Annotated in this window: 28 protein-coding genes; 22 read left to right on the top strand and 6 right to left on the bottom strand. The window is 60.8% G+C overall.

The genetic code is table 11. From position 1 onward, the window contains the following. The first annotated feature begins 11 nt into the window (after nt 1–11). From FZX13_RS10840 to FZX13_RS10850, 3 genes are read left to right on the top strand one after another with little or no spacing between them, the layout of a single operon-like run. Nucleotides 12–635, top strand: coding sequence for a hypothetical protein (locus tag FZX13_RS10840; protein ID WP_226409578.1), 624 nt, complete (start codon nt 12–14; stop codon nt 633–635). Between the two features lie 45 nt (nt 636–680). Further along, a complete protein-coding gene (locus FZX13_RS10845) occupies nt 681–992 on the top strand; it encodes a DUF6825 family protein (RefSeq protein ID WP_226409579.1) in 312 nt (103 codons plus the stop codon). Next, a complete protein-coding gene (locus FZX13_RS10850; protein WP_115024555.1) occupies nt 992–2644 on the top strand; it encodes an AarF/ABC1/UbiB kinase family protein in 1653 nt (550 codons plus the stop codon). The genes FZX13_RS10845 and FZX13_RS10850 overlap by 1 nt, the downstream gene beginning before the upstream one ends. A gap of 18 nt (nt 2645–2662) precedes the next feature. Here the strand turns inward: FZX13_RS10850 and eno are convergent, their stop codons facing one another. After that, nucleotides 2663–3955: a phosphopyruvate hydratase gene (eno, locus tag FZX13_RS10855; protein ID WP_226409580.1), complete on the bottom strand. Its 1293-nt coding sequence runs from the start codon at nt 3953–3955 to the stop codon at nt 2663–2665. Nucleotides 3956–4067: 112 nt separating this feature from the next. Between eno and gloA the strand changes: the two genes are divergently transcribed. The 8 genes from gloA (at nt 4068) to rplL (ending at nt 10744) form a co-directional block, all read left to right on the top strand. Then, nucleotides 4068–4466, top strand: coding sequence for a lactoylglutathione lyase (gene gloA / locus FZX13_RS10860; protein WP_115024554.1), 399 nt, complete (start codon nt 4068–4070; stop codon nt 4464–4466). Between the two features lie 5 nt (nt 4467–4471). Next, entirely contained in the window at nt 4472–7213 is a 2742-nt protein-coding gene (locus FZX13_RS10865; RefSeq protein ID WP_226409581.1) for an ATP-dependent Clp protease ATP-binding subunit, read from the top strand. A gap of 70 nt (nt 7214–7283) precedes the next feature. Beyond that, nucleotides 7284–7526, top strand: coding sequence for a preprotein translocase subunit SecE (secE, locus tag FZX13_RS10870; RefSeq protein ID WP_186570826.1), 243 nt, complete (start codon nt 7284–7286; stop codon nt 7524–7526). 21 nt (nt 7527–7547) lie between these two features. Next, nucleotides 7548–8216 carry a transcription termination/antitermination protein NusG gene (nusG, locus tag FZX13_RS10875; protein ID WP_115024550.1) on the top strand — a complete coding sequence of 223 codons (669 nt, stop codon included), beginning with the start codon at nt 7548–7550 and terminating at the stop codon, nt 8214–8216. A 110-nt stretch (nt 8217–8326) separates the two neighbouring features. Next, entirely contained in the window at nt 8327–8752 is a 426-nt protein-coding gene (rplK, locus tag FZX13_RS10880) for a 50S ribosomal protein L11 (RefSeq protein ID WP_006851160.1), read from the top strand. Nucleotides 8753–8823: 71 nt separating this feature from the next. Continuing rightward, a complete protein-coding gene (gene rplA, locus FZX13_RS10885) occupies nt 8824–9531 on the top strand; it encodes a 50S ribosomal protein L1 (RefSeq protein WP_115024548.1) in 708 nt (235 codons plus the stop codon). A gap of 238 nt (nt 9532–9769) precedes the next feature. After that, on the top strand, nt 9770–10297 hold the full coding sequence (gene rplJ / locus FZX13_RS10890; protein WP_006851480.1) for a 50S ribosomal protein L10: 528 nt from the start codon (nt 9770–9772) through the stop codon (nt 10295–10297). Nucleotides 10298–10351: 54 nt separating this feature from the next. Further along, on the top strand, nt 10352–10744 hold the full coding sequence (rplL, locus tag FZX13_RS10895; protein WP_115024546.1) for a 50S ribosomal protein L7/L12: 393 nt from the start codon (nt 10352–10354) through the stop codon (nt 10742–10744). A gap of 273 nt (nt 10745–11017) precedes the next feature. Here rplL and FZX13_RS10900 read toward each other — a convergent pair whose 3' ends face one another. Beyond that, nucleotides 11018–11758, bottom strand: coding sequence for a DUF3747 domain-containing protein (locus FZX13_RS10900; RefSeq protein ID WP_226409582.1), 741 nt, complete (start codon nt 11756–11758; stop codon nt 11018–11020). 51 nt (nt 11759–11809) lie between these two features. Between FZX13_RS10900 and rnhA the strand changes: the two genes are divergently transcribed. The 6 genes from rnhA to FZX13_RS10930 all read left to right on the top strand — a co-directional run bounded on the left by rnhA (nt 11810) and on the right by FZX13_RS10930 (nt 18551). Continuing rightward, nucleotides 11810–12556 carry a ribonuclease HI gene (rnhA, locus tag FZX13_RS10905; RefSeq protein WP_226409583.1) on the top strand — a complete coding sequence of 249 codons (747 nt, stop codon included), beginning with the start codon at nt 11810–11812 and terminating at the stop codon, nt 12554–12556. Between the two features lie 8 nt (nt 12557–12564). Then, a complete protein-coding gene (locus FZX13_RS10910; protein WP_226409584.1) occupies nt 12565–13746 on the top strand; it encodes a quinone-dependent dihydroorotate dehydrogenase in 1182 nt (393 codons plus the stop codon). A gap of 114 nt (nt 13747–13860) precedes the next feature. Next, complete coding sequence (locus FZX13_RS10915; RefSeq protein WP_226409585.1) at nt 13861–14787, top strand: hypothetical protein; 927 nt, start codon at nt 13861–13863, stop codon at nt 14785–14787. 2 nt (nt 14788–14789) lie between these two features. After that, nucleotides 14790–15470 carry a PilN domain-containing protein gene (locus tag FZX13_RS10920; protein WP_226409586.1) on the top strand — a complete coding sequence of 227 codons (681 nt, stop codon included), beginning with the start codon at nt 14790–14792 and terminating at the stop codon, nt 15468–15470. Then, nucleotides 15467–16189, top strand: a complete 723-nt coding sequence (locus tag FZX13_RS10925; protein ID WP_226409587.1) for a hypothetical protein — start codon at nt 15467–15469, stop codon at nt 16187–16189. The genes FZX13_RS10920 and FZX13_RS10925 overlap by 4 nt, the downstream gene beginning before the upstream one ends. 187 nt (nt 16190–16376) lie before the next feature. Then, a complete protein-coding gene (locus tag FZX13_RS10930) occupies nt 16377–18551 on the top strand; it encodes a type II secretion system protein GspD (RefSeq protein ID WP_226409588.1) in 2175 nt (724 codons plus the stop codon). 1 nt (nt 18552) lies between these two features. Here FZX13_RS10930 and FZX13_RS10935 read toward each other — a convergent pair whose 3' ends face one another. After that, complete coding sequence (locus tag FZX13_RS10935) at nt 18553–19338, bottom strand: pentapeptide repeat-containing protein (protein WP_226409589.1); 786 nt, start codon at nt 19336–19338, stop codon at nt 18553–18555. A 49-nt stretch (nt 19339–19387) separates the two neighbouring features. Here FZX13_RS10935 and FZX13_RS10940 point away from each other — a divergent pair, with 49 nt between their 5' ends. Continuing rightward, nucleotides 19388–20461 (top strand): threonine-phosphate decarboxylase, encoded by a 1074-nt coding sequence (locus FZX13_RS10940; protein WP_226409590.1) that lies wholly within the window; start codon nt 19388–19390, stop codon nt 20459–20461. 1 nt (nt 20462) lies between these two features. On the opposite strand, the gene murG is transcribed toward FZX13_RS10940, so the two are convergent. Then, complete coding sequence (gene murG, locus FZX13_RS10945) at nt 20463–21539, bottom strand: undecaprenyldiphospho-muramoylpentapeptide beta-N-acetylglucosaminyltransferase (RefSeq protein WP_226409591.1); 1077 nt, start codon at nt 21537–21539, stop codon at nt 20463–20465. A 58-nt stretch (nt 21540–21597) separates the two neighbouring features. Here murG and FZX13_RS10950 point away from each other — a divergent pair, with 58 nt between their 5' ends. Then, the gene (locus tag FZX13_RS10950) at nt 21598–22350 is read left to right on the top strand and encodes a hypothetical protein (protein WP_226409592.1); all 753 of its coding nucleotides are present in this window, start codon (nt 21598–21600) and stop codon (nt 22348–22350) included. Here FZX13_RS10950 and FZX13_RS10955 read toward each other — a convergent pair. Continuing rightward, nucleotides 22347–23234: an NAD(P)-dependent oxidoreductase gene (locus FZX13_RS10955; RefSeq protein ID WP_226409593.1), complete on the bottom strand. Its 888-nt coding sequence runs from the start codon at nt 23232–23234 to the stop codon at nt 22347–22349. The two genes, FZX13_RS10950 and FZX13_RS10955, sit on opposite strands and share 4 nt — an antisense overlap. A 72-nt stretch (nt 23235–23306) precedes the next feature. On the opposite strand from FZX13_RS10955, the gene FZX13_RS10960 reads away from it, so the two are divergent. Beyond that, nucleotides 23307–23675 carry a hypothetical protein gene (locus FZX13_RS10960; protein WP_226409594.1) on the top strand — a complete coding sequence of 123 codons (369 nt, stop codon included), beginning with the start codon at nt 23307–23309 and terminating at the stop codon, nt 23673–23675. 8 nt (nt 23676–23683) lie between these two features. Here the strand turns inward: FZX13_RS10960 and pgk are convergent, their stop codons facing one another. Further along, nucleotides 23684–24889, bottom strand: coding sequence for a phosphoglycerate kinase (gene pgk, locus FZX13_RS10965; RefSeq protein WP_226409595.1), 1206 nt, complete (start codon nt 24887–24889; stop codon nt 23684–23686). A 118-nt stretch (nt 24890–25007) separates the two neighbouring features. Here pgk and ylqF point away from each other — a divergent pair, with 118 nt between their 5' ends. Then, nucleotides 25008–25874: a ribosome biogenesis GTPase YlqF gene (gene ylqF, locus FZX13_RS10970; protein ID WP_115024527.1), complete on the top strand. Its 867-nt coding sequence runs from the start codon at nt 25008–25010 to the stop codon at nt 25872–25874. Next, on the top strand, nt 25871–26863 hold the full coding sequence (locus tag FZX13_RS10975) for an RluA family pseudouridine synthase (RefSeq protein WP_226409596.1): 993 nt from the start codon (nt 25871–25873) through the stop codon (nt 26861–26863). The genes ylqF and FZX13_RS10975 overlap by 4 nt, the downstream gene beginning before the upstream one ends. The last annotated feature ends 4 nt before the right edge of the window (nt 26864–26867 follow it).

Below are 26867 nucleotides of genomic sequence, written 5' to 3' on the forward strand. Positions count from 1 at the left end.
TCAGACCACCTGTGGACAAGACCAGCACTCCTGACGCTCCCGATGTGACCCAGCCCCGTTTCTGGGTGGGCCCCCTTGTGGCTGGTTGTTGTTTTGCCCTCGGCTACGGCATCACCGATCGGGTGCTGACGCTGCAGACCAATTCTGAAGATCCCGCCCCTCAGGCCTTCGCTCCGCTTGCGTTTCCAGGTGATTCCTTGCAGGAGATCCGAGCCCGGTTCAGCGATGGCGATGCAGATCTGCAAGTGGATGTCACAGCCCTAGAGGCCGCCGATGCTGCGAGCCGACCGGCCAAGCCAGCGGTCAAGACAACGATCAAACCCGATCTCGCTCTGCAGACTCCGCAACCCCCGGTGTGGACGGCCCCCGACTGGTCAGACCCCCAAACCATTCCCCCCGAGCTTGAGGCAGAAGACGGACCCGTCCCTTCATCAGCCCAGGAGACTGAACTCGAGCTTGATGACAGCAACGCCGATTCCCTGGTGACCCCTGAGACCTCCGAGATTGTCCCTGCTGCTGTTGTCCCAGCCGATGATTCACCGGTGCTGCTGGCCGAGCCGGATTCAGCTGTAGTTCCCCCTGGCGCCGAAGCTTTTTTTGAAACCATTGAGCCCGTGATTCCTCCTCAGCCCTGATCTCCTGTTGGATCTGCCACAGTTGAGCTTGTCTGCTTTCGGTTCATGGGTTCCTCGGAGGCCTTGATTCGCGCCACCGTGAATCGCATCAGCGCGCGGCTTGGCCACGGTTTTGCGGACGCAGCGGCTGAGCTGGCGGTGTTGGCGCAAGATGCTCCGCAACGGCTGCGTCAGGAATGGGATCTATTTCAGGACGAGGTGCTTGCAGAGGCAGAACGGATTGAACGGGGTGATCAGGCCATGGTGAGCACAGATGGCGAGCCCTCCGCGGAACAATCGGAGACACCTCAAGCGGTCATTGATCGCCTCCGGGCCACGGTGGCTGATCTCAGTCAAGCGGTCGAGGCACGCCCCTGATGCTCGGACTGCTGCGAGCGCTTCGGATCTGGCGCTCTGTCCTGACCCTGCTGCTGTTGCTTTGGTGGGATGGTCAGTCCTGGACTTATCGCGGTGGCGTGACCGCGGAGCGTCGTGCTCGTCGTCAGCAAGGCCGAGCTCGCTGGTTGACGTCTGAGCTGCTGTCTCTGGGTTCAGCTTTCATCAAGCTGGGGCAGCTGCTGTCCGCAAGGCCAGACATTCTCCCGGCGGGCTGGGTGGCTGAACTGGAGGCGCTGCAGGACAGCGTTCCGGCATTCAGTTTTGATCAGGTGCAGACCGTTCTCGAACGAGAGCTTGGTCAGCGCTGTGCAGAGGTCATCGACCTTGACCCGGAGCCCCTTGGTGCTGCCTCTTTGGCCCAGGTGCACCGCGCCAGCCTGCGGAGTGGCCGGCAGGTGGTGCTCAAGGTGCAGCGGCCTGGCCTGGATCGTCTGTTTCGCCTTGATCTTGAGGTGATGCAGCAGGTGGCGGCTGTGCTGCAGCGCCACCCCAGTTGGGGCCGTGGTCGAGATTGGCCGGCGATGGCACGCGAATGTCGACGTGTCCTGCTGCGTGAGCTGGATTTCCGGGTTGAGGCCCAGTATGCGGCGCGTTTTCGCCAACAATTTCTGGATGACGAACGGATCAGGATCCCAGGTGTGATCTGGGAGTTGAGCAACCGCCGTGTGCTTTGTCTCGACTATCTGCCAGGCATCAAGGTCAATGACCGTGAGGCGTTGATCGAGGCCGGTATTGATCCAGTCAAAGTGGCTGAAGTGGGTGCGGCCAGCTATCTGAAGCAGTTGGTGCGGTTTGGTTTCTTTCATGCCGACCCTCATCCCGGCAACCTTGCCGTCGCTAGCGATGGCGCTCTCATCTACTACGACTTCGGAATGATGGGCCTGTTGTCGGACGGCTTGCGTCGACGTCTCGGGGCCATGGTTCGCGCTGCTGCCGCCAGGGATTCAGCGGCGTTGGTGGAGGAAATGCAGGCTGCCGGGGTGATCTCCAGAGGCATTGATGTTGGTCCGGTCCGTCGTCTTGTGCGGCTGATGCTGCAAGAGGCCCTGACCCCACCGTTCACGGCCAATGCGATCGACAAACTCTCCGGAGATCTCTACGACCTGGTCTACGGGCAGCCTTTCCGTCTGCCGGTTGAACTCATCTTCGTGATGCGAGCGCTATCCACGTTCGAGGGTGTTGGCCGCAGTCTCGATCCCGCTTTTAGCTTGGTTGCAATTGCCAAGCCCTACCTCCTTCCACTTATGACCTCAAGCGGCTCTGGCAGCAATGATCTGTTCAATGAACTCGGCCGTCAGGTCGGGGCTCTCAGCAGCCGTGCTGCTGCCTTCCCACGACGTCTTGATGAAAGTCTTGAACGCCTAGAGCAGGGCGATCTTCAGCTCCAGGTGCGTCTGGGGGAATCGGATCGCCAGTTCCGCCGGATGGCCCTTGCACAACAGTCCATCGGCCAGTCGGTGCTGCTCGGATGCTTGGCGTTGGCCACAGCCATTGTTGGTGCGAGTGCCCGCCCGCTCTGGTCGATTCTTCCGGCTGCTGCTGCTTTGCCTGTTGGATTGGGCTGGTTCCAAATGCAGGTCAAGATCCGTCGCGATCAACGGTTGGAGCAGTTGCCCGGTTCCAACCGTTAAATCGTCTGGGGCCTGAGATCAGGCCTTGCCGCGGGGGCCCTGGGCGACAGCGCCGGCGTAAACGGCCTGGCTCCCCAGTTCGTCTTCGATGCGCAGCAGCTGGTTGTACTTCGCGACCCGCTCACTGCGGCTGAGGGAACCGGTCTTGATCTGCCCGGCGCGTGTGGCGACGGAGAGATCGGCAATCGTGGTGTCTTCGGTTTCGCCACTGCGGTGGCTGATCACGCTGGTGTAACCGGAGCGCCCTGCCAGATCGATGGCCTGAAGGGTTTCCGTGAGTGAGCCGATCTGGTTCACCTTGATCAGGATCGAGTTGGCCGTGGCGCTGTCGATGCCTTGCTGAAGGCGCTTGGTGTTGGTCACGAACAGGTCATCACCCACGAGCTGCACCTTGCCGCCGAGGCGTTCGGTTAGCAGCTTCCAGCCATCCCAGTCGTCTTCGGCCAGGCCGTCTTCAATCGAAACGATCGGGAATTTGTCCACCAGTTGTTCCAGTTGGCCGACCATCTCTGCGCTGGTGTAGCTGCCACCATCAAAGGCATAGCGACCGTTCTCGAAGAATTCGGTGCTGGCGACGTCCAGCGCAAGGGAGATCTGCTCGCCGGGCTTGTATCCAGCCTTGGTGATCGCTTCCACCAGGATTTCACCGGCTTCAACGTTGCCCAGATTGGGGGCGAAACCGCCTTCATCGCCTACGGCGGTGCTCATGCCTTTGGCACTGAGCAGCCCTTTGAGCGTGTGGAACACCTCGGTTCCCATGCGCAGCGCTTCGCGGAAGCTCGGAGCCCCATGGGGGACCAGCATGAATTCTTGGAAATCCAGGCTGTTGGCGGCATGGGCGCCACCGTTGATCACGTTCATCAACGGCACCGGCAGCAGGTTTGCCATCGGACCTCCGAGGTAGCGGTAGAGGGGAATTCCCAGGCCGTTGGCGGCAGCGCGAGCGGTGGCCATGCTCACCGCCAGGATCGCGTTGGCACCCAGGTTGGATTTGTTGTCGCTTCCGTCCAGCTCCAGCATCGCGGCGTCCACAGCGGCCTGATCCAGGGCCGAAAGGCCGCAGAGGGCTGGTGCGATCCGCTCTTCGATGTGATTCACGGCTTGGCCCACACCTTTGCCCATGTAGCGGTCGCCGCCATCACGCAGTTCGTGGGCTTCGTGGGCGCCGGTGCTGGCACCACTGGGAACGATGGCCCGTCCCATGGCACCGCCTTCGAGCAGCACTTCGGCTTCAACCGTTGGGTTGCCGCGGGAATCGAGCACCTCTCGGGCCACGATGGTGTCGATGACGAGGTCGAGGGAATCGATCACGTTGGGACGCACGCTTAACCCGGGGATCCTATGAGTCGCCCCTCTCTCCCCTGTTGTGACGGGCCACACCTGGCCAGAATGATGGGAAGTAAATCCTGAACGACGCTCACCCATGCGGATGCTTCACACCATGCTTCGGGTTGCTGATCTGGAGCGGTCTTTGAGCTTCTACACCGAAGTTCTGGGCATGCAGCTTCTGCGTCGAAAGGATTACCCCAGCGGCCGCTTCACCCTGGCTTTTGTTGGTTATGGATCGGAGCAGAATCACACGGTTCTGGAACTCACCCACAACTGGGACACCGAGAGCTACACCTTGGGTGACGCCTATGGCCACATCGCTCTGGGGGTTGAGGACATCCGCAGCACCTGTGCCGGGATTGCTGATAAGGGAGGCCGCGTGGTGCGGGAACCTGGCCCGATGAAGCACGGCACCACCGTCATCGCCTTTGTTGAGGATCCGGATGGCTACAAGGTGGAATTGATCGAGTTGTCCTCCAAAGTCCCCGCCTGAAACGGATGACCCCATCCCCAGCGTTGAACGGCAGCCTCACCCATGAGCCGGATCGCTTCAGCGATGCGGCATGGGATCTTTTGCTGAGTGGTCAGGACGTCGCCCGTCGCTGGCGCCATGAGCAGTTGGATGTGGAGCATCTGATTCAGGTGCTGTTCACCGACCCCTCCTGCCGCCGCATGGTGGAGGGATTGCCCCTGCCAACCGATGCGCTCTTGGATCGATTGGAGGATGTGCTGGCCGATCAGCCCTCTGGACGCGGCGATGAGTTGTTCATTGGTGATGATCTGGAGCAGCTGCTCGATGCGGCCGATGCCATTCGTCGGCGCTGGAATGGCGACGTCATCGATTTGCCGGAATTGCTGATGGCCATCGGTGCTGATCCACGGATTGGTGCCGAATTATTTGCCGGCTTTGGTGTTTCAGCGGATGAGCTTGAGCAGCTGATCCAAGGGGGTTCCGCCGAAGCCTCTCCCCCCCAGGAGGCTCCACGCCGCCAACGGGTGGCCCGCGCTCCATCATCGTCCCGTCAGCCCCGTGCGTCGGCTCCTCCCAACGCAACTCCTCTCTCCCCTGACCCCGAGGTCGCTGCGCCCGTCCTCGCTCCAGAGCCTGCGCCGTCGCAGCCCACGGCGTTGGAGTCCTATGGGCGTGATCTCACCGAAGAAGCAGAGGCGGGCAGCCTCGATCCGGTGATCGGTCGCGATTCCGAAATTCGCAACTTGATCAAGGTGCTCTCACGTCGGAGCAAAAACAATCCGGTGCTGATCGGTGAACCCGGCGTTGGCAAAACAGCGATTGCGGAGCTGTTGGCCCAGCGGATCGTGGCGGGTGAAGTGCCGGAATCTCTGCAGGGTCTGCGCCTTGTGGCTCTGGACCTTGGGGCTTTGATCGCCGGCGCCAAGTTCCGTGGCCAGTTCGAGGAACGCCTGCGGTCGGTGCTTGAGGAGGTGAGCGGCTCCGATTCCGGCGTGGTGTTGTTCATCGATGAGCTCCATACCGTTGTTGGCAGCGATCGCAGCAGCACCGATGCCGGCAGCCTGTTGAAGCCAGCCCTCGCCCGTGGTGATTTGCGCTGCATCGGCGCCACCACGCCGGAGGATTACAGGCTCACGGTGGAGAAGGATCCTGCCCTCAACCGCCGCTTTCAGCAGGTGGTGATCCGGGAGCCAGATCTGGAGTTGAGCCTCGAAATTCTGCGGGGCTTGAAGGAGCGCTACGAGCTTCATCACGGCGTCACGATCACCGATGAAGCCATTCAGGCGGCCAACCGTCTCGCCGATCGCTACATCAGCGACCGCTGTCTGCCGGACAAAGCCATTGATTTGATCGATGAAGCGGCGGCTCAACTGAAGATGGAGGTCACCTCCAAGCCGCAGGTGGTGGAGGAAGCCGAGGCGGATCTGCGCCGCGTTGAACTGGCATTGCTCGCTGCTGAGCAGGCGCCTGAATCGGAGCGGATTCAGTTGCAGCGCAACCGGCTTGAAGTGTCGACGCGATTGGACGATCTGCGGCGACGCTGGCAGCAGGAGCGCGGTCAGCTGGAGGAACTCGGTCAGCTGCTTCAGCAGGATGAAGACCTGCGCCATGCCATCGCTGAAGCCGAGCGGGATGGCGACCTCGAGGAGGCGGCCCGGTTGCAGTACGACCAGTTGCATCGGGTGCAGCAGCGTCGGGATGAACTGGAGGCGTCCCAGGCGGAGGCGCAGACCTCCGGAACTGCTCTGCTGCGCGAGCAGGTGGAGGCCGGTGATATCGCTGATCTTGTGGCCCGCTGGACCGGGATCCCTGTCCAGCGGCTGCTGGCGGGTGAGCGCCGCAAGCTGCTGCAACTGGACGCCCATCTCGCTGAACGGGTGATTGGCCAGGGCGAGGCGGTGATCGCCGTTGCCGCTGCCATCCGCCGTGCCCGTGCCGGCATGAAGGATCCGCGTCGCCCGGTGGGATCGTTCCTTTTCCTCGGGCCAACCGGCGTGGGCAAGACCGAGCTGGCCAAGGCGCTTGCAGCGTCGTTGTTCGATGAAGAGGAGGCGCTGGTTCGCCTCGACATGAGTGAGTTCATGGAGCGCAATGCCGTGGCTCGGCTGATCGGTGCTCCTCCTGGGTATGTCGGCTACGAGGAAGGCGGGCAGCTCACCGAGGCTGTGCGGCGTCGTCCCTATGCGGTGCTGCTCCTCGATGAAGTGGAGAAGGCGCATCCCGATGTGTTCAACCTGCTGCTCCAGGTGCTGGATGACGGCCGACTCACCGATTCCCAGGGCCGCACCGTCGATTTCCGCCACACCGTGGTCGTCATGACGAGCAACCTGGCCAGCCCGGCGATCCTGGAACATGCCCGCTCGGGATCCACGGACGAGTCAGCCCTTCAACAGCAGGTGGATGCAGCGCTGTCGAGTCAGTTCCGGCCTGAATTCCTGAACCGTATCGATGAGGTGATTCGTTTCCGCCCCTTGGAGGTGGCTGATCTGGTGCACATTGTTCAGCTGCAACTGCAAGATCTCGCCGCCCTGTTGGCCGAGCAGGGTCTTGCTCTTCTTGTGGATGATGCAGTCGCCGAGGCCATGGCCCGTCAGGGCTATGAACCCGAGTACGGGGCGAGGCCACTGCGACGGGTGTTGCGGCGCCAGCTGGAAAATCCGCTCTCCACGCTGCTGCTCGAGGAACGCTTTACCGGTGCCAGTGGTGTGACGGTGCGGTTGGGCGAGGCCGGTGCAGATTCCTTGGTGTTTGATCCCATGGGAGTTTGAGGGCATCCGGTAGGGTGGTTGTTTGGCGAAGTGCCAGCCGGCACCGTTGTCAACTTCCGGTCCCATCACCGTGACCAGCCCCATCTCTGAGGACACCACCACATCTGACGGCTCAAAGGCCGCTGCCGATCCCACCCAATCCGGTGGATTTTTGGCGGACACGGTTGATGAGCTGAAACTCGTGGTTTGGCCCAGCCGCCAGCAATTGTTCAGCGAATCCATCGCTGTGATCCTGATGGTCAGCCTTTCGGCGGCCACCATTGCGGCTGTCAGTCGCTTCTTTGGGTGGGCTTCGTCCCAGGTGTTCCGCTGACTCGATATCACCTTTCTCGCCGTGCCCGACGACCTGACCACACCGGACGCCCCTGAGGTGCTTGATCTGCCAGCCCCGAATGAGGGGGAAGATGGCACCTTGCCTTTGGAAGCTGTCGCCAACACGGCCATTGCCCGCTGGTATGCCGTTCAGGTGGCCTCCAGCTGCGAGAAAAAGGTCAAGGCGACCCTCGAGCAGCGCGCCGTCACCCTGGGGGTGAGCAATCGGATTCTTGAAATTGAGATTCCCCAGACGCCTGCCGTCAAGTTGAAGAAGGACGGCACCCGTCAGTCCACTGAGGAAAAGGTGTTTCCCGGCTATGTGCTCGTCCGGATGGTGCTGGATGAGGACACGATGATGGCGGTGAGAAGCACCCCGAACGTGATCAATTTCGTGGGTGCTGAGGACCGCCGTGCCACTGGTAAGGCCCGTGGTCACATCAAGCCACGGCCCCTCAGTCGGTCTGAGGTTGATCGCATCTTCAAGCGGGCGGCTGAGAAGAAGACCGTCGTCAAGGTGGATCTGACCGAAGGCGATCAGATTTTGGTGACGGCGGGTCCGTTCAAGGATTTCCAGGGAGAGGTGATCGAGGTGTCCGGCGAGCGCAACAAGCTCAAGGCCCTGCTCTCCATCTTTGGTCGAGAGACGCCGGTTGAACTGGAGTTTTCTCAGATCAGCAAACAGAACTGATCCATGCGGCGGCCGTCTCCCTGCGGAGGGCGGCCTCAGGAGTGGGCAACCATTCCGCCGCACCCGACCCGAGGGTCTGGTGATCCGCAGCTGTCCAAACCACCCAGCCGATGGCCAAGAAAGTCGTAGCTGTGATCAAGCTGGCCCTAGATGCCGGCAAAGCAAACCCCGCGCCGCCGGTGGGCCCTGCCCTCGGTCAGCACGGTGTGAACATCATGATGTTCTGCAAGGAGTACAACGCTCGGACGCAGGACAAGGCCGGTTATGTGATTCCGGTGGAGATCTCGGTCTTTGAAGACCGCAGCTTCACCTTCATCACCAAGACGCCTCCGGCGTCGGTGTTGATCACGAAGGCCGCGAAGATCCAAAAGGGATCCGGTGAGTCTGCCAAGGGCAGTGTTGGATCGATCAGTCGGGCTCAGCTCGAGGAAATCGCTAAGACCAAGCTCCCTGACCTCAACTGCACCAGCGTTGAGTCCGCTATGCGGATCATCGAAGGCACCGCCCGCAACATGGGCGTTTCCATCAGCGACTGACGTCGCTGCATCTCTTCTCCAACCCATTCGGGGGAGACATCGCTGATGTCGCCTGAACCCCACCTCTGAAAATGCCCAAAATCTCTAAGCGCCTGGCCAGCCTGGCCGGCAAGATCGAGGACCGTGCCTACGCCCCCCTCGAGGCGATTGCCCTGGTGAAGGACAACGCCAACGCGAAATTCGACGAGACGATGGAGGCCCATGTGCGCCTCGGCATCGATCCCAAGTACACCGACCAGCAGCTGCGCACCACCGTGGCCCTGCCCAATGGCACCGGCCAGAGCGTGCGCATCGCTGTGGTGACCCGTGGTGAGAAGGTGGCTGAAGCCAAGGCCGCGGGCGCTGAACTCGCCGGTGAAGAAGAACTGGTGGAAACCATCAGCAAGGGCGAAATGGATTTCGACCTGCTGATCGCCACCCCAGACATGATGCCCAAGGTGGCCAAGTTGGGCCGAGTCCTCGGCCCCCGCGGCTTGATGCCCAACCCCAAGGCAGGCACCGTCACCACGGATCTTGCGGCTGCGATCAAGGAATTCAAGGCCGGCAAACTTGAATTCCGTGCCGACCGCACCGGCATCGTCCATGTCCGTTTCGGCAAGGCCAGCTTCAGTCCTGAGGCCCTGCTTGAGAACCTCAAGACGTTGCAAGAGACCATTGACCGCAACAAGCCCAGTGGTGCCAAAGGCCGTTACTGGAAGTCCCTGTATGTGACCTCCACCATGGGGCCCTCCGTTGAGGTCGATTTCTCTGCCCTGCAGGACATTGAACAGGGGAGCTGATCAGGCTCTCCTCTACACTCAACCTTTGGCGAAAGCCAAATCGGGCACGCGCCCGGCCAGAGACAGCAGGATGTCCCTGGGCATGACTTCAGTCATTCCCATTGATGTAATCCCTGCCGAGGCAGACGCGACACGGTTTTGTCCCATTCGGGGTTGGATCGGCACGCGGCCTCGTCTTCGTTCAGAAGACTCGATCGGCCGTGTGCCCAGCTTGTTCCTTTGATCCGATCCAATCCCTATGGGCCGCACGCTGGAGAACAAGCAGCAGATCGTCGGAGAGCTCAAGGAGCTCCTCGCCGACGCCGAACTGGCACTTGTCCTTGATTTCAAGGGCCTGTCCATCAAGGAGATGTCTGACCTGCGGGATCGTCTGCGGGCCAGCGACAGCGTTTGCAAGGTGACCAAAAACACCTTGATGCGCCGTGCCATTGATGGCGACAGCAACTGGGCCAGCCTCGACTCCCTGCTGACCGGTACCAACGCCTTCGTCCTGGTGAAGGGCGATGTTGGTGCTGGTGTGAAGGCCGTTCAGACCTTCCAGAAGGAACTCAAAAAGTCCGAGACCAAGGGCGGCCTTTTCGAAGGCAAGCTTCTGTCGCAGGACGAGATCAAAGCCATTGCTGATCTCCCCTCCAAGGAGCAGCTCATGGCTCAGATCGCCGGTGCCATCAACGCCGTGGCCACGAAGGTCGCTGTGGGCATCAACGAGGTTCCCTCTGGTATGGCCAGGGCGCTCAAGCAGCACGCCGAAGGCGGCGAAGGCTGATTCGGCTCTGCCGAGACCACTGTTCATTGATCTGTTGCTTCCCCTTTCAAAACCATGTCTGCAAAAACCGACGAAATTCTCGAATCGCTGAAATCCCTCTCCCTGCTTGAAGCTTCCGAGCTCGTTAAGCAGATCGAAGAGGCTTTCGGTGTGTCTGCCGCAGCATCTGCTGGTGTTGTGATGGCTGCTCCCGGCGCTGCTGGTGGCGGCGGTGGCGAAGCCGCTGAGGAGAAGTCTGAATTCGACGTCATCCTCGAAAGCTTCGACGCTGCAGCCAAGATCAAGGTCCTCAAGGCCGTCCGCAACGCCACCGGCCTCGGCCTCGGCGATGCCAAGGCTCTGGTGGAAGCTGCCCCCAAGCCCGTCAAGGAAGGCATCTCCAAGGCCGACGCCGAAGCTCTTAAGAAAGAGATCGAAGAAGCAGGCGGCAAGGTCACCCTCAAGTGATCGGCTCGGGAGAGGGCATGCCCCTCTCCCCTGCTTGTTGTTGCTTAGCCACCGGTCCCTCGTGGGCCGGTTTTTTTATGTTTTTCGGCTGCCAACAAAAAAGCCCCGCCAAAGGCGGAGCTTTCGTCGAGAGGAACACGTTCAGGAGTCTGTCCTTGTTTCGACCCTGAAGAGGTGTTCTGCACTCCTCACACAAATGCAAACTAAGAGCGAGGATTTGATTGTCAGCCCCTTTCCGGTCGCTCTCTCGACTGGCACTGTGCCGGTTTGCCGTCAACGGCCGTAGGGAATCACCTGCAATCGAATCGGGCCACTGCTAACGATGCGGCTGGCTGTTGTTCGACCTGCTCTTCTGCGCGTTGGTCCTGCGGCAGGGAGGGGAGGTGGTGCGACCGGTGGCATCGGCGTTCCCAATCGCCTGAATCCGGAACGTTGGCCATGGCTGCTGGCCCGTGCGAGCAGCAGGTTCACCGGTGCCTTGTGGGCAAAGTACAGATGGTTCAGCTTGCGCCCTTGGTAAACGCGCCGTTCCAGTGCCCAGCCAGGTGCCAGTTGCAGGGGGACGAATCCGTTGGGATCACGACGGTGGACAGGGGCCTGCCCGATCAGGAGTGGTGCCCGTTGCTGGGGGTCGAGGGCTTCGAGTTTCAGTGATGCGCCGGATTGTTTGAGACGGAAGCGGAAGCGGGTTCCGAGATCTTGGTCACCGCTGCGCAACGAGTAGCCATTGCTGTCCAGGTAGCGCTTGCAGATTCTGGTGAAGTCGAAGCGATTCAGGCTGGGCTCCACCAGTCCGTCCTGGCGTGGCGTCCAGCAGCGCGGTTGGGGCTTGATTTGTTCCAGAACCAGCAATTTCCACTGGGCCCTACCAACGGGTTGTGCGAGTACAGCGAAGCGCTCCTGAGGAACTGCTGTGCTCTCAAACAGGGGCCGCGCCGCACCCTCCTGCGGTAGGCCAGCGCCCATCAGCCCCACGGCAGTCAGGCCGGCAGCCCGCAGGTAGGTTCGGCTCATGCACGGTGACGCCAGAAACCGTGTTGTACCGAACAGTGTTGGGACAGATCAATGGCCGAAGGACGGGGACGTGTCGTGGCTGCAGCGACGGACGGCGCCTGCAGCGGCAACCCAGGTCCGGGAGGTTGGGGCGCGTTGTTGCGTTTCGAAGACGGCAGTGTTGAGGAATTCGGGGGCCATGCGCCCGACACCACCAACAACCGCATGGAATTGCAGGCGGCTTTGGAGGTGTTGCAACGCCTTGAGCAGCTTCCCCGTCATCCGGACCTCACTCTGCGCACCGATAGCAAATACCTGATTGATGGGCTGGGCTCCTGGATCAAAGGCTGGAAGCGCAAAGGCTGGAAGACGGCTGCCGGCAAGCCAGTGCTCAATCAGGATCTCTGGAAGGCCCTGGATGCCGCCCGCTTGGATGACGTCCCGCTGCGGTACGTCAAAGGCCATAGCGGCGATCCAGACAATGAACGGGTGGATCGCATCGCTGTGGCGTTCTCCCATGCCGTCCAGCCGGATTTAGCCCTGCAGCAGGGATCATCCGAGCCGCCAGCTTCGAACGCTGCTCCAGAGGCCGCTCCCAAGCCTCTGCTGCAATTGTTGTCACGATTGGAGTTGGCGGATCGCTTGGCGCAGGGCGGATACAGCCTGTCGTTGCTGGAGCTGGCGCAGCTGGTGGAACAGCCGTTCAAACAGCTGGAAACCAAGCGGGAGAGCTGGATCTGGAGGGACTGGACTGTCCATCCCCAGGAGGATGGCCGCTGGACCCTGCAACGCCGCGAGGCAGGATCAGGACAGTCCTGAGGCAGAGCATGTCGCCGTCCTCTTCGGCCGGACCGCTCAGCAGCGGTGCCTTCTATCAACGTTGGCTTGGCCCTGTCTTGGCGCGAGACGACGGTCTGGATGCTGAACAGCTATCGCGTACAGCGCTCACGGCGCTGGCTCAGGCCAGCCTGCGGCGTCGTTGGCCAGGGGTGTCCACGGTGCTCGATGGCGTGGCGGCTGATCTGCAACGGCGTGATCTGCGCTTGGAGCAGATGTTGTTTGGCTGCCGTTTCCCCAACCCGGTGGGCTTGGCAGCGGGATTCGACAAAAACGGCGTGGCGGCTGGCATCTGGGATCGCTTCGGCTTTGGTTTCGCCGAAGTGGGCACGGTGACCTGGCATGGCCAGCCGGGCAACCCCAAACCACGCCTGTTTCGTTTGGCGGAAGAACAGGCAGCGTTGAACCGGATGGGATTCAACAACGATGGTGCCAAGGCGCTGTTGAAAACCCTGGAGCGACAACGGTTGGACCCGCCCGGTCGTCGTCCATCTGTTCTGGGGATCAATGTCGGTAAATCCAAGATCACAGACCTGGAGCAGGCTCCGGATGACTACGCGGCCTCCCTGGAGTTGTTGTCTCCTTTGGCGGACTACGCAGTGATCAACGTCAGCTCCCCCAACACCCCCGGGCTGAGGGATCTGCAAGACACCACCCAGCTGCGACGGCTTGTGGAGCGGCTGCGACGACTGGCGGCCTGCCCTCCGCTGCTGGTGAAAATCGCGCCGGATTTGGACGATGAGTCGATTGATGCCATTGCTCGACTGGCCTTTGAGGAAGGCCTGGCTGGCGTGATCGCTGTCAACACCAGTCTCAATCGGCTTGGCCTGGAGCAACGGCGTCTGCCTCAGACGGGACGCACCCTGGCGGAGGAGGCCGGTGGCCTCAGCGGTGCCCCCCTGCGTCACCGGGCTCAGGAGGTGGTTCGCCGGTTACGGGCCAGTGCCGGCCCTGCGTTGCCGTTGATCGGCGTGGGTGGGATTGACTCCGCGCAAGCTGCCTGGGAGCGCATCACCGCAGGTGCCTCCCTGGTGCAGCTCTACACCGGTTGGATCTTTCAGGGGCCGGATCTGGTGCCGCGGATTCTGGAGGGTCTGCTGTTGCAGTTGGATCGCCATGGCCTCCGCAACATTGCGGAGGCATCCGGCAGCGGTTTGCCCTGGCAGGACTGAAATCGATGCATCAAAGCCATCTCACCTGCTTGATGTCGTGCCTTTGAATGTCTCTTCGGGAGAGTGATTCAAGCGGGTGATCGTCGATAGCATGAAGACAGTGGAAAGCGTTGTGTGCCACTGCCTGCTCTCGCTGAGCTGCCTCAACTCACAGCATTGAGCTTGGCTTGGCGGCGGCTTGTCGAGATCAAGCCGGTGTTGATCACGGTGACCAACAAGCGCTTGGTGTGTTGTTGGGACAAAGGGGGGCGTTGGTGGCAACGCGTTGTCGACTGGCCCGATGGTGTGTGTCGTGATGGTGTGCCGCTGCAACGGGAAGCGGTTGGTGAGTTCATCGCTGATTTGATCTTTGATTGCGATCTTCCCGGGGCAGAACTTGTTCTTTGTCTCCCCCTGCGCGCTGCTGCCTGGTGCGTGGTCGACGGCTACGGATTGGATGGGGCCCCTGGCGTGTTGCCCCCGACCTTGCCGTCTGTCGACCTGCCGTTTGATCTTGCTGAGAGTTACGTCACGTCCTCGCCGATGCAGGACGCTTTGGCAGTGGTGGGTGTGCCCCGTTCGTTGATTCAAGGCTGGAGTGAGGTTGCTGAACTCGCTGATTTGCCCCTGCGCCGCGTTGATTGGTCGCTGACGGCAGCCCAGCGGGCCTTACAGCAACTCACGCAGGCTTGGCAGGGCGATCTGGCTTGGCTTGTGGTGGAGGAGCAGAGCATTCGTTTGGTGTTGCTCCGCCAGAGGGTTCCTGAGGTTGACCATCTCCTTGAAGCGGATGAGCCTGTTGCCTGTCAACGCGAGATTCGGGCCTGTGTGGCTGCTTGGCAGGCCCATGTGGCCACGCCACCACCACTTGGATGGTGGTTTTCGGTGAAGACGGAGCAGGCCGATCAGTGGTTGCCTCTAGTTGATCGTGCGGCAGGAGAGTGCTGCTTGAACCAGCCCTTGCCCGCTTTGGCCGAATCATGGGATGAAGCCGCTGCTGTTGATGTGCTTTCACCCTTTCAGCACTTGGCGCTGTTGGCTCTGCAACAGGAGGAGCGATAGCGATGACGTCGCATCGGGATTGGCCCAAACCGGATTTGTTGCAGCAACGTCGGGTTGAGCTCGGCTTGCCGTTTGAGCCGGCACCGGTTCCGTCAAGGCTGTCCCTTCTCTTGAAGGGGGGCATCAGTGCGGTGGTGTTGGTGATGCTGTCGTTGCTCACCGTGTTGGTAATGCAGCATCGTCAACAGGTGGTGCAGGGCGAGGTCGCTGCACTCAATCCTGTGGAGAAGCGTGTTGGTGACGCCAAGGCACGGCTCAAGACAATGAACAAGGACACCTCGACCTTGAAGCAACAAACCAAGCGGATTGCTGCTCAACTGGTGGCTTTGCGCTCCGGATCAGGGTTGTTGGAGCAGATGCGACAAGTCACTCCTGAGGGCGTCCGCCTGCTTTCGGTTGCAGCACTTCCCTCCCAACTCTTGATCAAAGGGGAAGCGGAAGGGAATGACGCTTTTGAGCGGATCAATGCTTTGGCGCTCAACCTCGAAGTCCTTGTTGATGTCTTCCCTTATGGAACAACTGTTCAGAAGGCCACGTCGAACGACAACGGACTGATTGCATTCAGCCTTGAAGTAGCTCTGGATCCTTCGTCTCAGTCCACTCCAGAACGACTTCGTGAGCTGGGTGCGAATGGTTTGGCGCGTCGTTATGAGCTTCTGCAAGAGAAGGGGATTGCCCTGTGACCAATCTCCCCCCCTCCAAGCGTCGCCAATGGATCACCCGTGGTCGGGTGTTGGTGGGTCTGCCCATTGCCTTTGGTCTCCTGTTGAGCATGCCCTTACTTCTTGTATTCCTGCCTTCTGCCTGGCAGCACACGCAGGAGCTGGAGCGACGCCGCGATTCCTTGCTGCAGTCGCAGCGCAACCTGCCAGCTTTGGTGAAGAATCTTGAGAAGGCGAGCGTTGCTCTCGAAGAGGCTGAACAGCAGCAGGCGTTGTTGATTGACTTGCTCGCCGGAAGAGACAAAGTGCAGACCTTTCTGGCACTTCTGAATCAACAAGCTCTCCTCTCCGGCGTGGAGATACAGCGTTACGAGCCGATCAAGGCATCAACGTCTTTCTCGGAATCCCAACAACCAAGGTCGACGTCGCGATCCGGGGACGACAAGAGTGATTCGGCGGACCCTCTCTTGGCCCTGGGCTATCAGAAGTCATCGGTTGCTTTAGCCGTTCGTGGGTCCTACGCCGGTCTGCAGGAGTTTCTCCAAAAGATGGAGTCGCTGGAACTCTTAGTGGAAAGCAGTGACCTTGAGATCAAGGCAGCAGCGACGATCAACGACGATCAGGCTGCAACAGCTCCTGTTGCGTCCAGAACTGAGTTGACCATCCAACTGAGCTTTTATGACCCACAGCAGGAGATCAATGTCAATTCAGGCAATTCCCAGGAAATGCCGCCCAGTTAAGTCTGGTGATCGCCGGTTCTGATCGATACCATCGGCCTGATGTCTTCTGAGAGCGACAACGGAAGTGGGGAGCTCATTGTTTCGACGTTCGCTTTCCCTTGCTCTGCTGATCGGTTTCAGTTGTTCGACTGCAGAGATGGCTTCCGTGCTGGCTCCTGCACCCGTCGTAGCCCGAACGACGGTCGCCTTGAAGCTGCGTCGTTTCGGGGATCGAGTCGATCTTGTCGTTTCGGGTCTTGGCAGTAATCCACGCTTGATCAGCCAGCGCCGTTATTCATCGCGCTGGTATGGCCGTTTGCGTGGCACCTCGTCGTCTGCATTAGTCGTTCCTCAGGATGTTGCGATGCCATCCGTTGGCTTGGCTGCGGTCAGACTTAACGCTGGAGCTGATTCGGACTTCGAACTGTCGGTCAGAGCCATTGAGGGAATGGCTTTGCCTGAGCCCGTGATCAATGCGGATGGTTCCAACTTGATCGTGTCATTTCGTCAGTTGCCGATTAGTACAACAGCTCTGCAGAGCGGGAGACTGGATCTGAGCCGGCCGGGACGGGTTCAGCAACCTGTGGTGGTTCCGCCAATGCGAGCCCGTGCCTCGGCACCTCCTCTGGGAGACATCGCCGTCGGCTCCATGTTGCTCAACAACCGCAGCTTCGTGCAGGCCACGGGGCCCTCGGTCTCCCTGACCTTGAACAACGCGAAGGCGAAGGATGCCTTGATGTCATTAGCCCGTTTGGGTGGGTATGGCTTCGTTTATGTAGGCGAGTCCGACCCGGAGCCCGACAAGGAGAATCCTGCTGGCGTGACGATGGCGTTCCGGGAAGAGCGATTTGACCGGGCCTTGAACAGTGTGCTGTTGGCTTCTGGTCTCCAAGCCAAGTTGGATGGTCGCACCCTGATGGTTGGCACCTCCGTTTCATCAAAGACATTTGGCCCGCAGATGTCCAAGGTGTTTCGACTGAATCAAGTCAAAGTTGACAAGGCGGCAGATTATTTGGCCAGCCTTGGGGCATCGATGAATGTCATCAATACGATCACCACGACAACCGGTGAACCCTCATCCGCTGGGACAAGTCAGCTGAGTAATCAGGCCAGTCGGTCCACGCAGAAAACGACCAAAGTTGAAACCTATGGCGCTTCTGTTGGTCCCTTGATTGGTTTGACGGGGACCACAGATACGCGTCTTGGGACAGTCACGCTGGTTGGTGACCCCCAATTAATTACTTCTGCTGAGAATTATCTCAAGCAGCTTGATTTGCGCCGTCGCCAAGTGGCAGTTAAGGTACAGATTTTGAACGTAAACCTCAATAATGATGAGCTTCTTGATTCCAGTTTCTCGGCCCGAATGGGTGACAAATTTATTGTCAGCGATAGTGGTACCGGGCATCTCAACTTCGGTCAATTCAAGCCGGGTGGAAGTTCTGGTACGGGAAGATACGGTCAGGGCGTTTCAGGCGTTCCTGGTATGTATGAAAATAATGGGCAGGTTCCTCGGCAGAGTGTTGTGAATCCTGTTGTGGAGCAACAGCTGGTTGCTCCATATGGTGGTGTGTCGGGAGAGGACATTTATGTTCCGGTTACTGATGCGGAAGGTGAACCGATTGAGGCTTTTGATTCAGAGGGCAGGCCTCGTTATGCTCCTGATACGAACCCCACATCTCCACAGGTTTTGAAGCCTGTTTATGACAAAAAGGGGCGTAGAATATACGTGCCCGATTCGAATCAATATCGGCAGCCAGACAATTCTTTCTATGCCTATCTTGAGGCTCAAGTTGTAGCGCGAAATACAAAAATACTCGCTCAGCCGACATTGTTAGTTCAGGAAGGGCAGAAGGCGACTGTCGAAACAGGTCAAGATTACGTTGTGAATGTCGATCGCGATGAAAATGGTGACACGGGTACAACTTCATACACCTATGAAAAGGAAAATGCTGGGCTCACGTTTGAGGTGAATGTTGACAAGATTGATGACAATGGATTTATCACCATGAACTTGAATCCTTCGATTTCTATTCCTATTCCTGCGGTTCAATCTTCTTTGACAGATACGGGTGGTGTGCAGATCTACAACTTTAATCGACGTGAATTGGAGTCTGGATCCATTCGTCTGAGGGATGGCCAGACATTAATACTCACCGGTGTGGTGTCCGAATCACAACTCGAGGTAGTTCGCAAGTGGCCTTTTTTGGGTGATCTCCCTTTGCTTGGCAGCTTGTTCCGCAAGAGGCAATCAACACGATTTAAGGACGAACTCGTGATTCTGGTGACCCCACGTGTTCTTGATGATGACCAGGGGGGTGTTTTCGGTTACGGCTACCGACCGACCACTCAACAAGCCACTGAGTTAATGCAGAACGCTTTTTAATTCAGGGCAGCATTGGGGACAAAGCCCGGAGGACGATGGGTGTCAAGGCCTGAGCGGTGGAGAGTGCTCCACCTAGTAGCTGCGAGCCAATGCCATTGCCACCTTTCGGCGACGTGTCGGCGATCGCTGCGGTCGCTTTTTGGCTGGCTTCCAGAAGTTGTTGAGCCTTCTCTTGGTCGCCTTGGTCGCCGAATAGTTCTCCGGCATAGGCCAGATCCCTGGAGGCACCCTTGGTATCCCCCAGTTCGCCGCGGGATAACCCTCGCGCCACCCAGCTCAGTGGCTCTTCAGGTTCAACCGTGATTGCGGCACTGAACAAGGTTTCGGCCCGTTTCCATTGGCCGTTCTCTGCTGCCGTTACCCCAGCGTTGTGAAGTGCGGCATGGCTTCGGACGCCAGCGCTAATGCCTTGGGCCCCATTCCAGTAAGCCTGTTCGAGTGCCCCCTCATCAAGCTGGGCTCCACTGAGGTCGGCTTGGCGTAGATCTGAGCCGTAAAGCGTGCTGCCGCGCAGATCTGCTCCCCGTAGGGACGCCCCCCGCAGGTTGGTGAATTGCAGGTTGCTCTGCCGTAGATCTGCCCCATCGAGGCGTGCTTGTCCGAGATTGGCGCGTTGCAGTTGGGCTCGCTGCAGATCTGCATCCCGCAGGTCGGCGTGCACCAGATCCACATCCGCCAGGCGACAGTCCGGGCAATTCCGTTGCTGCAGCAACACGATTAGATCGTCTGCCCGTGCCACCAGTGGCGCGGCGAACAGCAGTGTGAACAGCAGCACTCGTGCTGGCATCGGCAGTGGGTCACTCTGGTGATATCTCTGCGTTTTATCGGGAGTCGGGATGGGCGTCGACCTGCGCCATGGCGGCAACCGTGAAGCAGCAGCTGCGAGGTTGAACTGCAAGCCATCGCAGCTGCTGGATGCCAGTGCTTCTCTGGCCCCCTGGAGTCCGTGTTGCTCCCGCATCCCCCTGACCGCCATCCGCAACTACCCCGATCGGGGGCAGACGTCCCTGAGCCAGGCGATGGCGGGCTTGCATGGCGTGGATCCTGATGCTGTGCTTCCTGGCAACGGGGCAGCTGAGTTGTTCACCTGGGCGGCGCGCGACGCTGCTGCTGCTGGCGTCAGTGCGCTTCTCGCTCCCGGGTTCGCCGACTACCGGCGGGCTTTGAAGTGTTGGAACGCTTCTCGGATCGACGGGTCCTTGGCATTGACCTGGGATCACGCCGGCCCGCTGGTGCATCCCGCCCTGAAGGGGGCTGTGTTGTGGATCTGCAATCCCCACAACCCCACCGGTCAGCTCTGGAGCCGTGCCTCGTTGCAGCCGCTGTTGGAGCGGTATGCGCTGGTGATCTGCGATGAAGCGTTTCTGTCCTTGGTGCCCAATGGCGAACAGCAGTCGTTGATTCCTTTAGTGGCTGAGCATTCCAACCTGGTGGTGATCCGCAGCCTCACCAAGCTGTATGGCATCGCCGGGCTTCGGCTGGGCTACGCCATCGCTCAGCCCCAGCGATTGCAGCGTTGGTCTGAGTGGCGGGATCCCTGGCCCGTGAATGGCATCGCCCTGGCTGTTGGCGAACGGTTGTTGGCATCGCCGCAGCGTTACCGCCGTTGGTGTGAGCGGGTTCAGCATTGGGTGGCCATAGAAGGCGCCTGGATGCAGCAGCAGTTGGCCGCGCTGCCTGGCATCACCCCCATGCCGTCGGCGGTGAATTACCTGTTGATTCGCGCGAACAGCTCCCTGGTGCCGTTGCGGGAAGCGATGGAGCAGCGGCATCGCATCCTTCTGCGTGATTGCCGCTCCTTCGAGGGCTTGGGTGAAACCTGGCTACGGATCGGCTTGCAATCTCGCCGCAACAACCGCCGCATCGTCAGGGCGTTGCGTGAGGAGTTGCAGCGCAACCCTCTGACTTGACTCAGTCCACCAGCGTCTGAAGCAAGGCAGCCAGTTGCCGCTCGGCATCCCGTTCCGCCAAGGCCTGCATGCCTTCACGCATCTGGGCGAGAGGATCGGCTGCAGCCGTGGCTTGCCCCAGCCGGGCTGCCAGGAGTCGTTTAACGGTGTTCAACAACACCGGCTGATCCGGCTGGTGTTGATGCACGATCACGGCAGCACCCAGAGACGCGGCGCAGGCGGCATTGGCCTCCTGATGTTGATCTGCCGCCTGCGGGAACGGCACCAGCACGCTGGGAGTCCCGCAGACCGCTAGTTCACTGAGGCTGCCGGCCCCTGCGCGGCTGATGGCCAGGTCGGCATGTTGCAGCAGCCCAGGAATCTCGTCGCTGAAGCGGCGTTCCACCAGCTGTGGATGCTGCAGCTGCTCGATGTCGGGATCGTTGTCGCCGGTGAGGTGCACCACCCGGCAGCCCTGCTTCAACAGGGCCGGCACCGCAGCACGCACCATGCGGTTCAAGCCCACCGCGCCTTGACTGCCGCCCATCACCACCAACAGTGGGCCTTCGCCCGAGGGGACCCAGGCCGGCAGGGGTTGCGCCGCCAGGAAGCTGGAACGCACCGGTGTGCCGGTCAGTACCGGCTGGCTGCCGGGGATGCGCTTGGCGGCAGCGGGGAGGCCAATGGCCACGGCGCTGCAGAAGCGACCCAGTAAGCGGGTGACGCGACCCGGGATGGCATTGGATTCATGCAGCACCACGGGAATGCCGCACCAGCGCGCCGCCAGGATCGCGGGGGCAGCGATGTAGCCGCCGGTGGTGAACACCACATCGATTGCGTTCTGGCGGATCAACCGTCGCACGCTGACGCTGGCCAGCAACAGACGCAGCAGCTGCAGCAACTTGGTCAGCCCACGCCCCTGCAGGCCGCCGGCGTTCACGCACACCAAGCCAAAGCGTTCGGGCACCAGACGCGTTTCGAGTCGATCGGGCACCCCCAGCCAGCGCACGGGCCACTGGTCTTCAACGGCTTCTGCAACAGCCAGAGCCGGGAAGAGATGGCCACCGGTGCCGCTGGCAGCGATCAGAAGCCGGGTCATTGCGTCGGCCGTCTCCGCTCACCACGCCTAACTTAATTGGGTTGTTGCGTTCCGGCCCGTGCGTCGTTTCCTGGGAGCCACGCTGGTGTCGGCCATGGCGCTGGTGCTATCTCCGGTCCATGCCCTCGAGCAGCCGGGGCGTGAGGGCAGTGCGTTGGAGAGCTTCAGCTCGCGCCTGGAAACAGTTTTGAACAGCGGTGGTTCTACGAGTGGTGGCTCTACGTCGTTCGACACGGTGGCCAGCGTTGAGCTTCAGCCCGTATTGGCCCAGCGCTATCAGCGATTCCGTCAGGATTTCCCTGAGGTCACCTGGCAGGTGGAGCCTGCAGCGCCAACGCCGGATGGTCGTCAGACCCTCACCCTGAGGGTGCGTGGTGCAGCCGAATCTGAGGGGCTGAACTACGCCTTGGAAGCCTCGGAACAGATTGCGATTCGTCTGGAGGGGGGGCAGCTGGTGGAGCAGGAATTGTTGGCCCAGCAGTCTTTGCTGCGCAGCGGTGAACGCTCGTTGGCCGTCAATGTCTCGATCCCCGATGTGGTGCTGACTGGCAGTCGCTACGACATCGATCTGGTGGTTGAAGAGCCGCTGGGTCAGGCACTGGTGGCGGGCGGTTTGATCGACCTCACCGATGAGCAGTTGTCGGCTCAGATTCGCCCCAATCTGCCGCTGGCACCTCTGGGTGGTGGTGGATTGTTCAAGAGCGTTCAGGCACCGCAGCAACCCGGTTCGCAAACCTGGGCCGTGATGCTGGTGCATCCCGATGGGGTGGTGACGGCCACCAAGCGGGTGCGGGTGGTCAGCAGCAATTAGCTCTCTCCCATCGCAGGGTTCCAGCGATGTAGAGCGGACACGTCCTCATCGCCATGGCCGCCGTTGATCAGATCGAGTTCCAGCTGTTCCACCAGCGTCGTCACGGGGAGATCCAGTTCGACTGCTCTGGCTGTGACGAGGGCGATACCGAGATCCTTGCGATGCAGGCTGAGTCGGAAGCCGAGGGGGTAGGTGCCTTCAAGCATGGCGGTGCTGCGATGCTCCAGAGCCCAGGACCCGGCTGCTCCGTTTTTGAGGGCGTCGACCACCAATGGCATGGGTAAATCCAGGCGCTGGCCCAGGGCCACTGCCTCAGCCACGGCGGCATAGCTGCCGGCCACCAGCACCTGGTTCACCGCCTTCACCTGCTGCCCTCGTCCCACGCTGCCGAAGTGGTGGATGGAGGAGCCGATCACCTCGAGAATCGGCCGAACACGCTCGAGCGGCTCGTTGGCTCCTCCAACCAGCACTGTGAGGCTGCCACGTTTGGCACCTTCCGTGCCGCCGGTGACTGGGGCATCCAGGTAATGGATGTTCTGGCGCATCAGGCGCTCCGCACAGCGTTCAGCTGTGGCGGGAGCAATGGTGGAGCAATCCAGCACCACGCTGCCGGTGGTGAGTTGTGACGCAGCTCCGTGGGGTCCGAACAAGACCTCCTCAACGGCTGCGTCGTCGCTGACGCACAGAACAAGAGCGTCAACGCCGGCGCTGGCCTCGGCTGGGCTTGAACATCGAGTTGCACCCTCGAGCTCCGGCCTGGTTTCGGCTTTGCGGCTGCGGGTGTGCACCCGCAGCCGCAAGCCGGCGCGGTGCAGGTTGATTGCCATCGGCAAGCCGAGAGCCCCCAGCCCCACGAAGCCCAGGCTTAAGTCACATCTGGTCATGACTCATGGCAGACCATTCAGATCCTGATTGATGTGTGTCACCAGAATGGATGCATTGCGAAGGCTTCATCCATGCGCATCTCCAACGCCTCCCTGGCTCTGGCTGCACTGATGGCAGCACCGTTCATGACGATGGCCCCATCGGCAGTGGCTGGGCGGGACCAGTCCCCCGAGCAGAGCCAGGTTCTGTTCCAGGCCCGTAAGACCTGGTTCAAAGACAACTACCAGCGTCGACTGGATTTGCTGCAGAGCCACCAGCTCTGTATTGATGCGGCAGCATCCGCGGTAGAGCTGAAGACGTGTCGCCAGCAGAAGAAAAATGCCCAGAAGTTCCTCAAGCAGAACTACCGGGCGTACGTGAACAAAGTGCGGAATCAGCTGGGGCTTCCGGCGCGCACCGGCAAGAAGCGCGATGCCAAAGGCCGGAAGCTCCAGGCCTGAACGTCTGATCAGGCGGCGTCGAGGGCAGCCACACCGGGCAGCACCTTCCCTTCCAGCAGTTCAAGGCTGGCGCCGCCACCGGTGGAGATGTGAGACATCTTTTCGGCCAGGCCAGCTTTCTCAACGGCGGCAACGGAGTCACCGCCGCCGATGATCGTGCAGCAGCCCTTGCCGCTCAGGTCCGCCAGGGTGGTGGCGATGGCGTTGGTGCCAGCAGCGAACTTGTCGAACTCGAACACGCCCATGGGGCCGTTCCAGATCACGGTCTGGCAATCCGCCAGAGCATCCTGGAACACCTTGATCGAGTCGGGGCCAATGTCGAGGCCCATCCAGCCATCAGGGATGGCGTTGATGTCAGCGATCTGACTGTTGGCGTCGGGGGCGAAGTTGTCGGCCAGCATCACATCGGTAGGAAGCAGCAGCTGAACGCCCTTGGCCTTGGCCTTGGCTTCCAGCTCCTTGGCCAGTTCCAGCTTGTCCTCTTCCACCAGGCTCTTGCCCACTGAGAGGCCGCGGGCCTTGTAGAAGGTGAAGATCATGCCGCCGCCGATCAGCACCTTGTCGCATTTGTCGATCAGGGCCTCGAGCACGCCGATCTTGGAGCTCACCTTGGAGCCACCGACGATGGCGGCCAAGGGACGCTTGGGCTCATCCACAGCACCCTGCAGGTACTGAAGCTCCTTCTCCATCAGGAAGCCGGCGACGGAGGGCTTGAGGAACTTGGTCACGCCTTCGGTGGAGGCATGGGCACGGTGGGCGGCGCCGAAGGCGTCGTTCACGTACACCTCAGCCAGACCAGCCAGTTTCTCGGCGAAGCCTGCTTCGTTCTTCTCTTCCTCAGCGAAGAAGCGAACGTTCTCCAGCAGCACCACATCGCCGTTGGCCATGGCGCCCACCTTGGCTTCGGCATCAGGGCCGATGCAGCTGTCGGTCTTGGTTACGGATTTGCCCAGCAGTTCGCTCAGGCGAGCCGCCACGGGGGTCAGGCGCATCGCGTCATTGACCTGGCCCTTGGGACGGCCGAAGTGAGCAGAAAGGATCACCTTGGCGCCCTTGCTGATCAGGTCGTTGATCGTGGGCAGGGCGGCACGGATGCGGGTGTCGTCGGTGATCGCACCGGCATCGTTCAGGGGCACATTGAAGTCAACCCGCACGAGAACGCGTTTGCCGCTCAGGTCGCCGGCTTGGAGGCTGGCCAGGGAACGCTTCGCCATAGGGTTGTCTCGTTCGGTAAGAAAACGGGGTGACATTAACCCGTGTGAACGGCGATAGCGCCGGCGAGTTCAATGTGAATGTGTTTCAGCGGGCCACCTGTTCTGTGCGTTTGCGGTTGTGAGCACCCCAACGATTCAGTGGTACCCCGGCCACATCGCGAAGGCGGAGCAGCAGCTCAAACGCCATCTCGACAAGGTGGATCTGGTGATTGAGGTCCGCGATGCTCGCATTCCTCTTGCCACAGGTCACCCCCATCTCAACCGCTGGCTGAAGGGCAAGCAGCATCTCTTGGTGATCAATCGGCGTGACATGGTCACAGCGGCCGCCAAGGAGGCCTGGGAAGCCTGGTTCAAGGCCCAAGGTCAGCGCACCGTTTGGTGTGATGCCAAGGCCGGTACTGGGGTGAAGCAGGTGCAGCAGGCTGCGATCCGTGCCGGAGATCAGCTCAACGAACGCCGTCGCAACCGGGGCATGCGGCCCCGGCCGGTGCGGGCTCTCACGCTGGGATTTCCCAACGTGGGCAAGTCCGCCCTGATCAATCGTTTGGTCAGGCAGAAGGTGGTGGCCAGTGCTCGGCGGGCTGGGGTGACACGAACCCTGCGCTGGGTGCGGCTGGGGCAAGACCTGGATCTCCTCGATGCACCCGGAGTCCTGCCCCCTCGACTCGATGACCAGCAGGCGGCCCTGCGGCTCGCCTTGTGTGACGACATCGGCCAGGCTGCCTACGACGGCGAATTGGTGGCTCAGGCGTTTTTGCAGCTGTTGATTGATGCCGAATCCCAAGCTGCAGCCGGAGTGACGCTCCCGCTCTTGCAGGAGCGTTATGGCATTCCCCTGAGCGGTGAAACGGCGGACCCCGCCCTTTGGCTAGAGGCCGCAGCGTCCCGCCACACCTCTGGGGAAACAGCGCGCATGGCCCAGCGGCTGCTGGATGATTTCCGTAAATCGGCCCTCGGCAGCATCGCCCTGGAGCTGCCGGCATGAGTCCGCAGTGGAAGCGTCCTCCGCTGCCGGAAGAGACCTTCACCGACCGTTTCGGAGAGGGGGAGGGAGAGCTGCTCACGCTGACGTACCCCAAACCGCTGCCGATGCGGCTGGACCGTTGGCTGGTCAGTCAGCGCACGGAGCAGAGCAGAGCCCGGATTCAGAAGTTCATCGACGCGGGCTATGTGCGCGTCAACGGCAAGACCGGCAAGGCCAAAACACCGTTGCGTCAGGGCGACGAAGTGCAGCTGTGGATGCCGCCCCCGGAACCGTTGCCCTACCTCAAGCCGGAGCCGATGGATCTGGATGTGCTGTTTGAAGACGAACATCTGATCGTGCTCAACAAGCCGGCAGGTCTGACGGTGCACCCGGCACCGGGCAACAAGGACGGCACCTTGGTCAACGGTCTGCTGCATCACTGCCCCGATCTGCCAGGGATCAGCGGCAAGCTGCGCCCGGGGATTGTCCACCGTCTCGACAAAGACACCACCGGCTGCATCGTGATCGCCAAGAGCCAGGAGGCCCTGGTGCGGTTGCAGGTTCAGATCCAGAAACGGATCGCTTCCCGTGAGTACTTCGCCGTTGTCCACGGTGTGCCCGACGGCGACTCCGGCTCGATTGTCGGCGCTATCGGTCGTCATCCGGTGGATCGCAAGAAGTACGCCGTGGTGAGCACTGAAAACGGCCGTTACGCCTGCACCCACTGGACCCTGGTGGAGCGTCTCGGGGACTACTCCCTCCTGCGCTTCAAGCTCGACACCGGACGGACTCACCAGATCCGCGTCCACTGCGCCCACATGAATCACCCCGTGGTGGGGGATCCCACCTACAGCCGCTGTCGCAAATTGCCGATCGAGCTGCCCGGCCAGGCCCTGCATGCCGTGCAGTTGGGGCTGGATCATCCGATCACCCGAGAACGGATGGTGTTCGAAGCCCCCCTGCCTCCAGTGATGGAGAAGTTGTTGGGGGTGTTGAGGCGTCGTTTGTAGGCAA

This window comes from Synechococcus sp. MU1625 (genome assembly GCF_020514205.1).
Taxonomy (GTDB): Bacteria; Cyanobacteriota; Cyanobacteriia; order PCC-6307; family Cyanobiaceae; genus Parasynechococcus.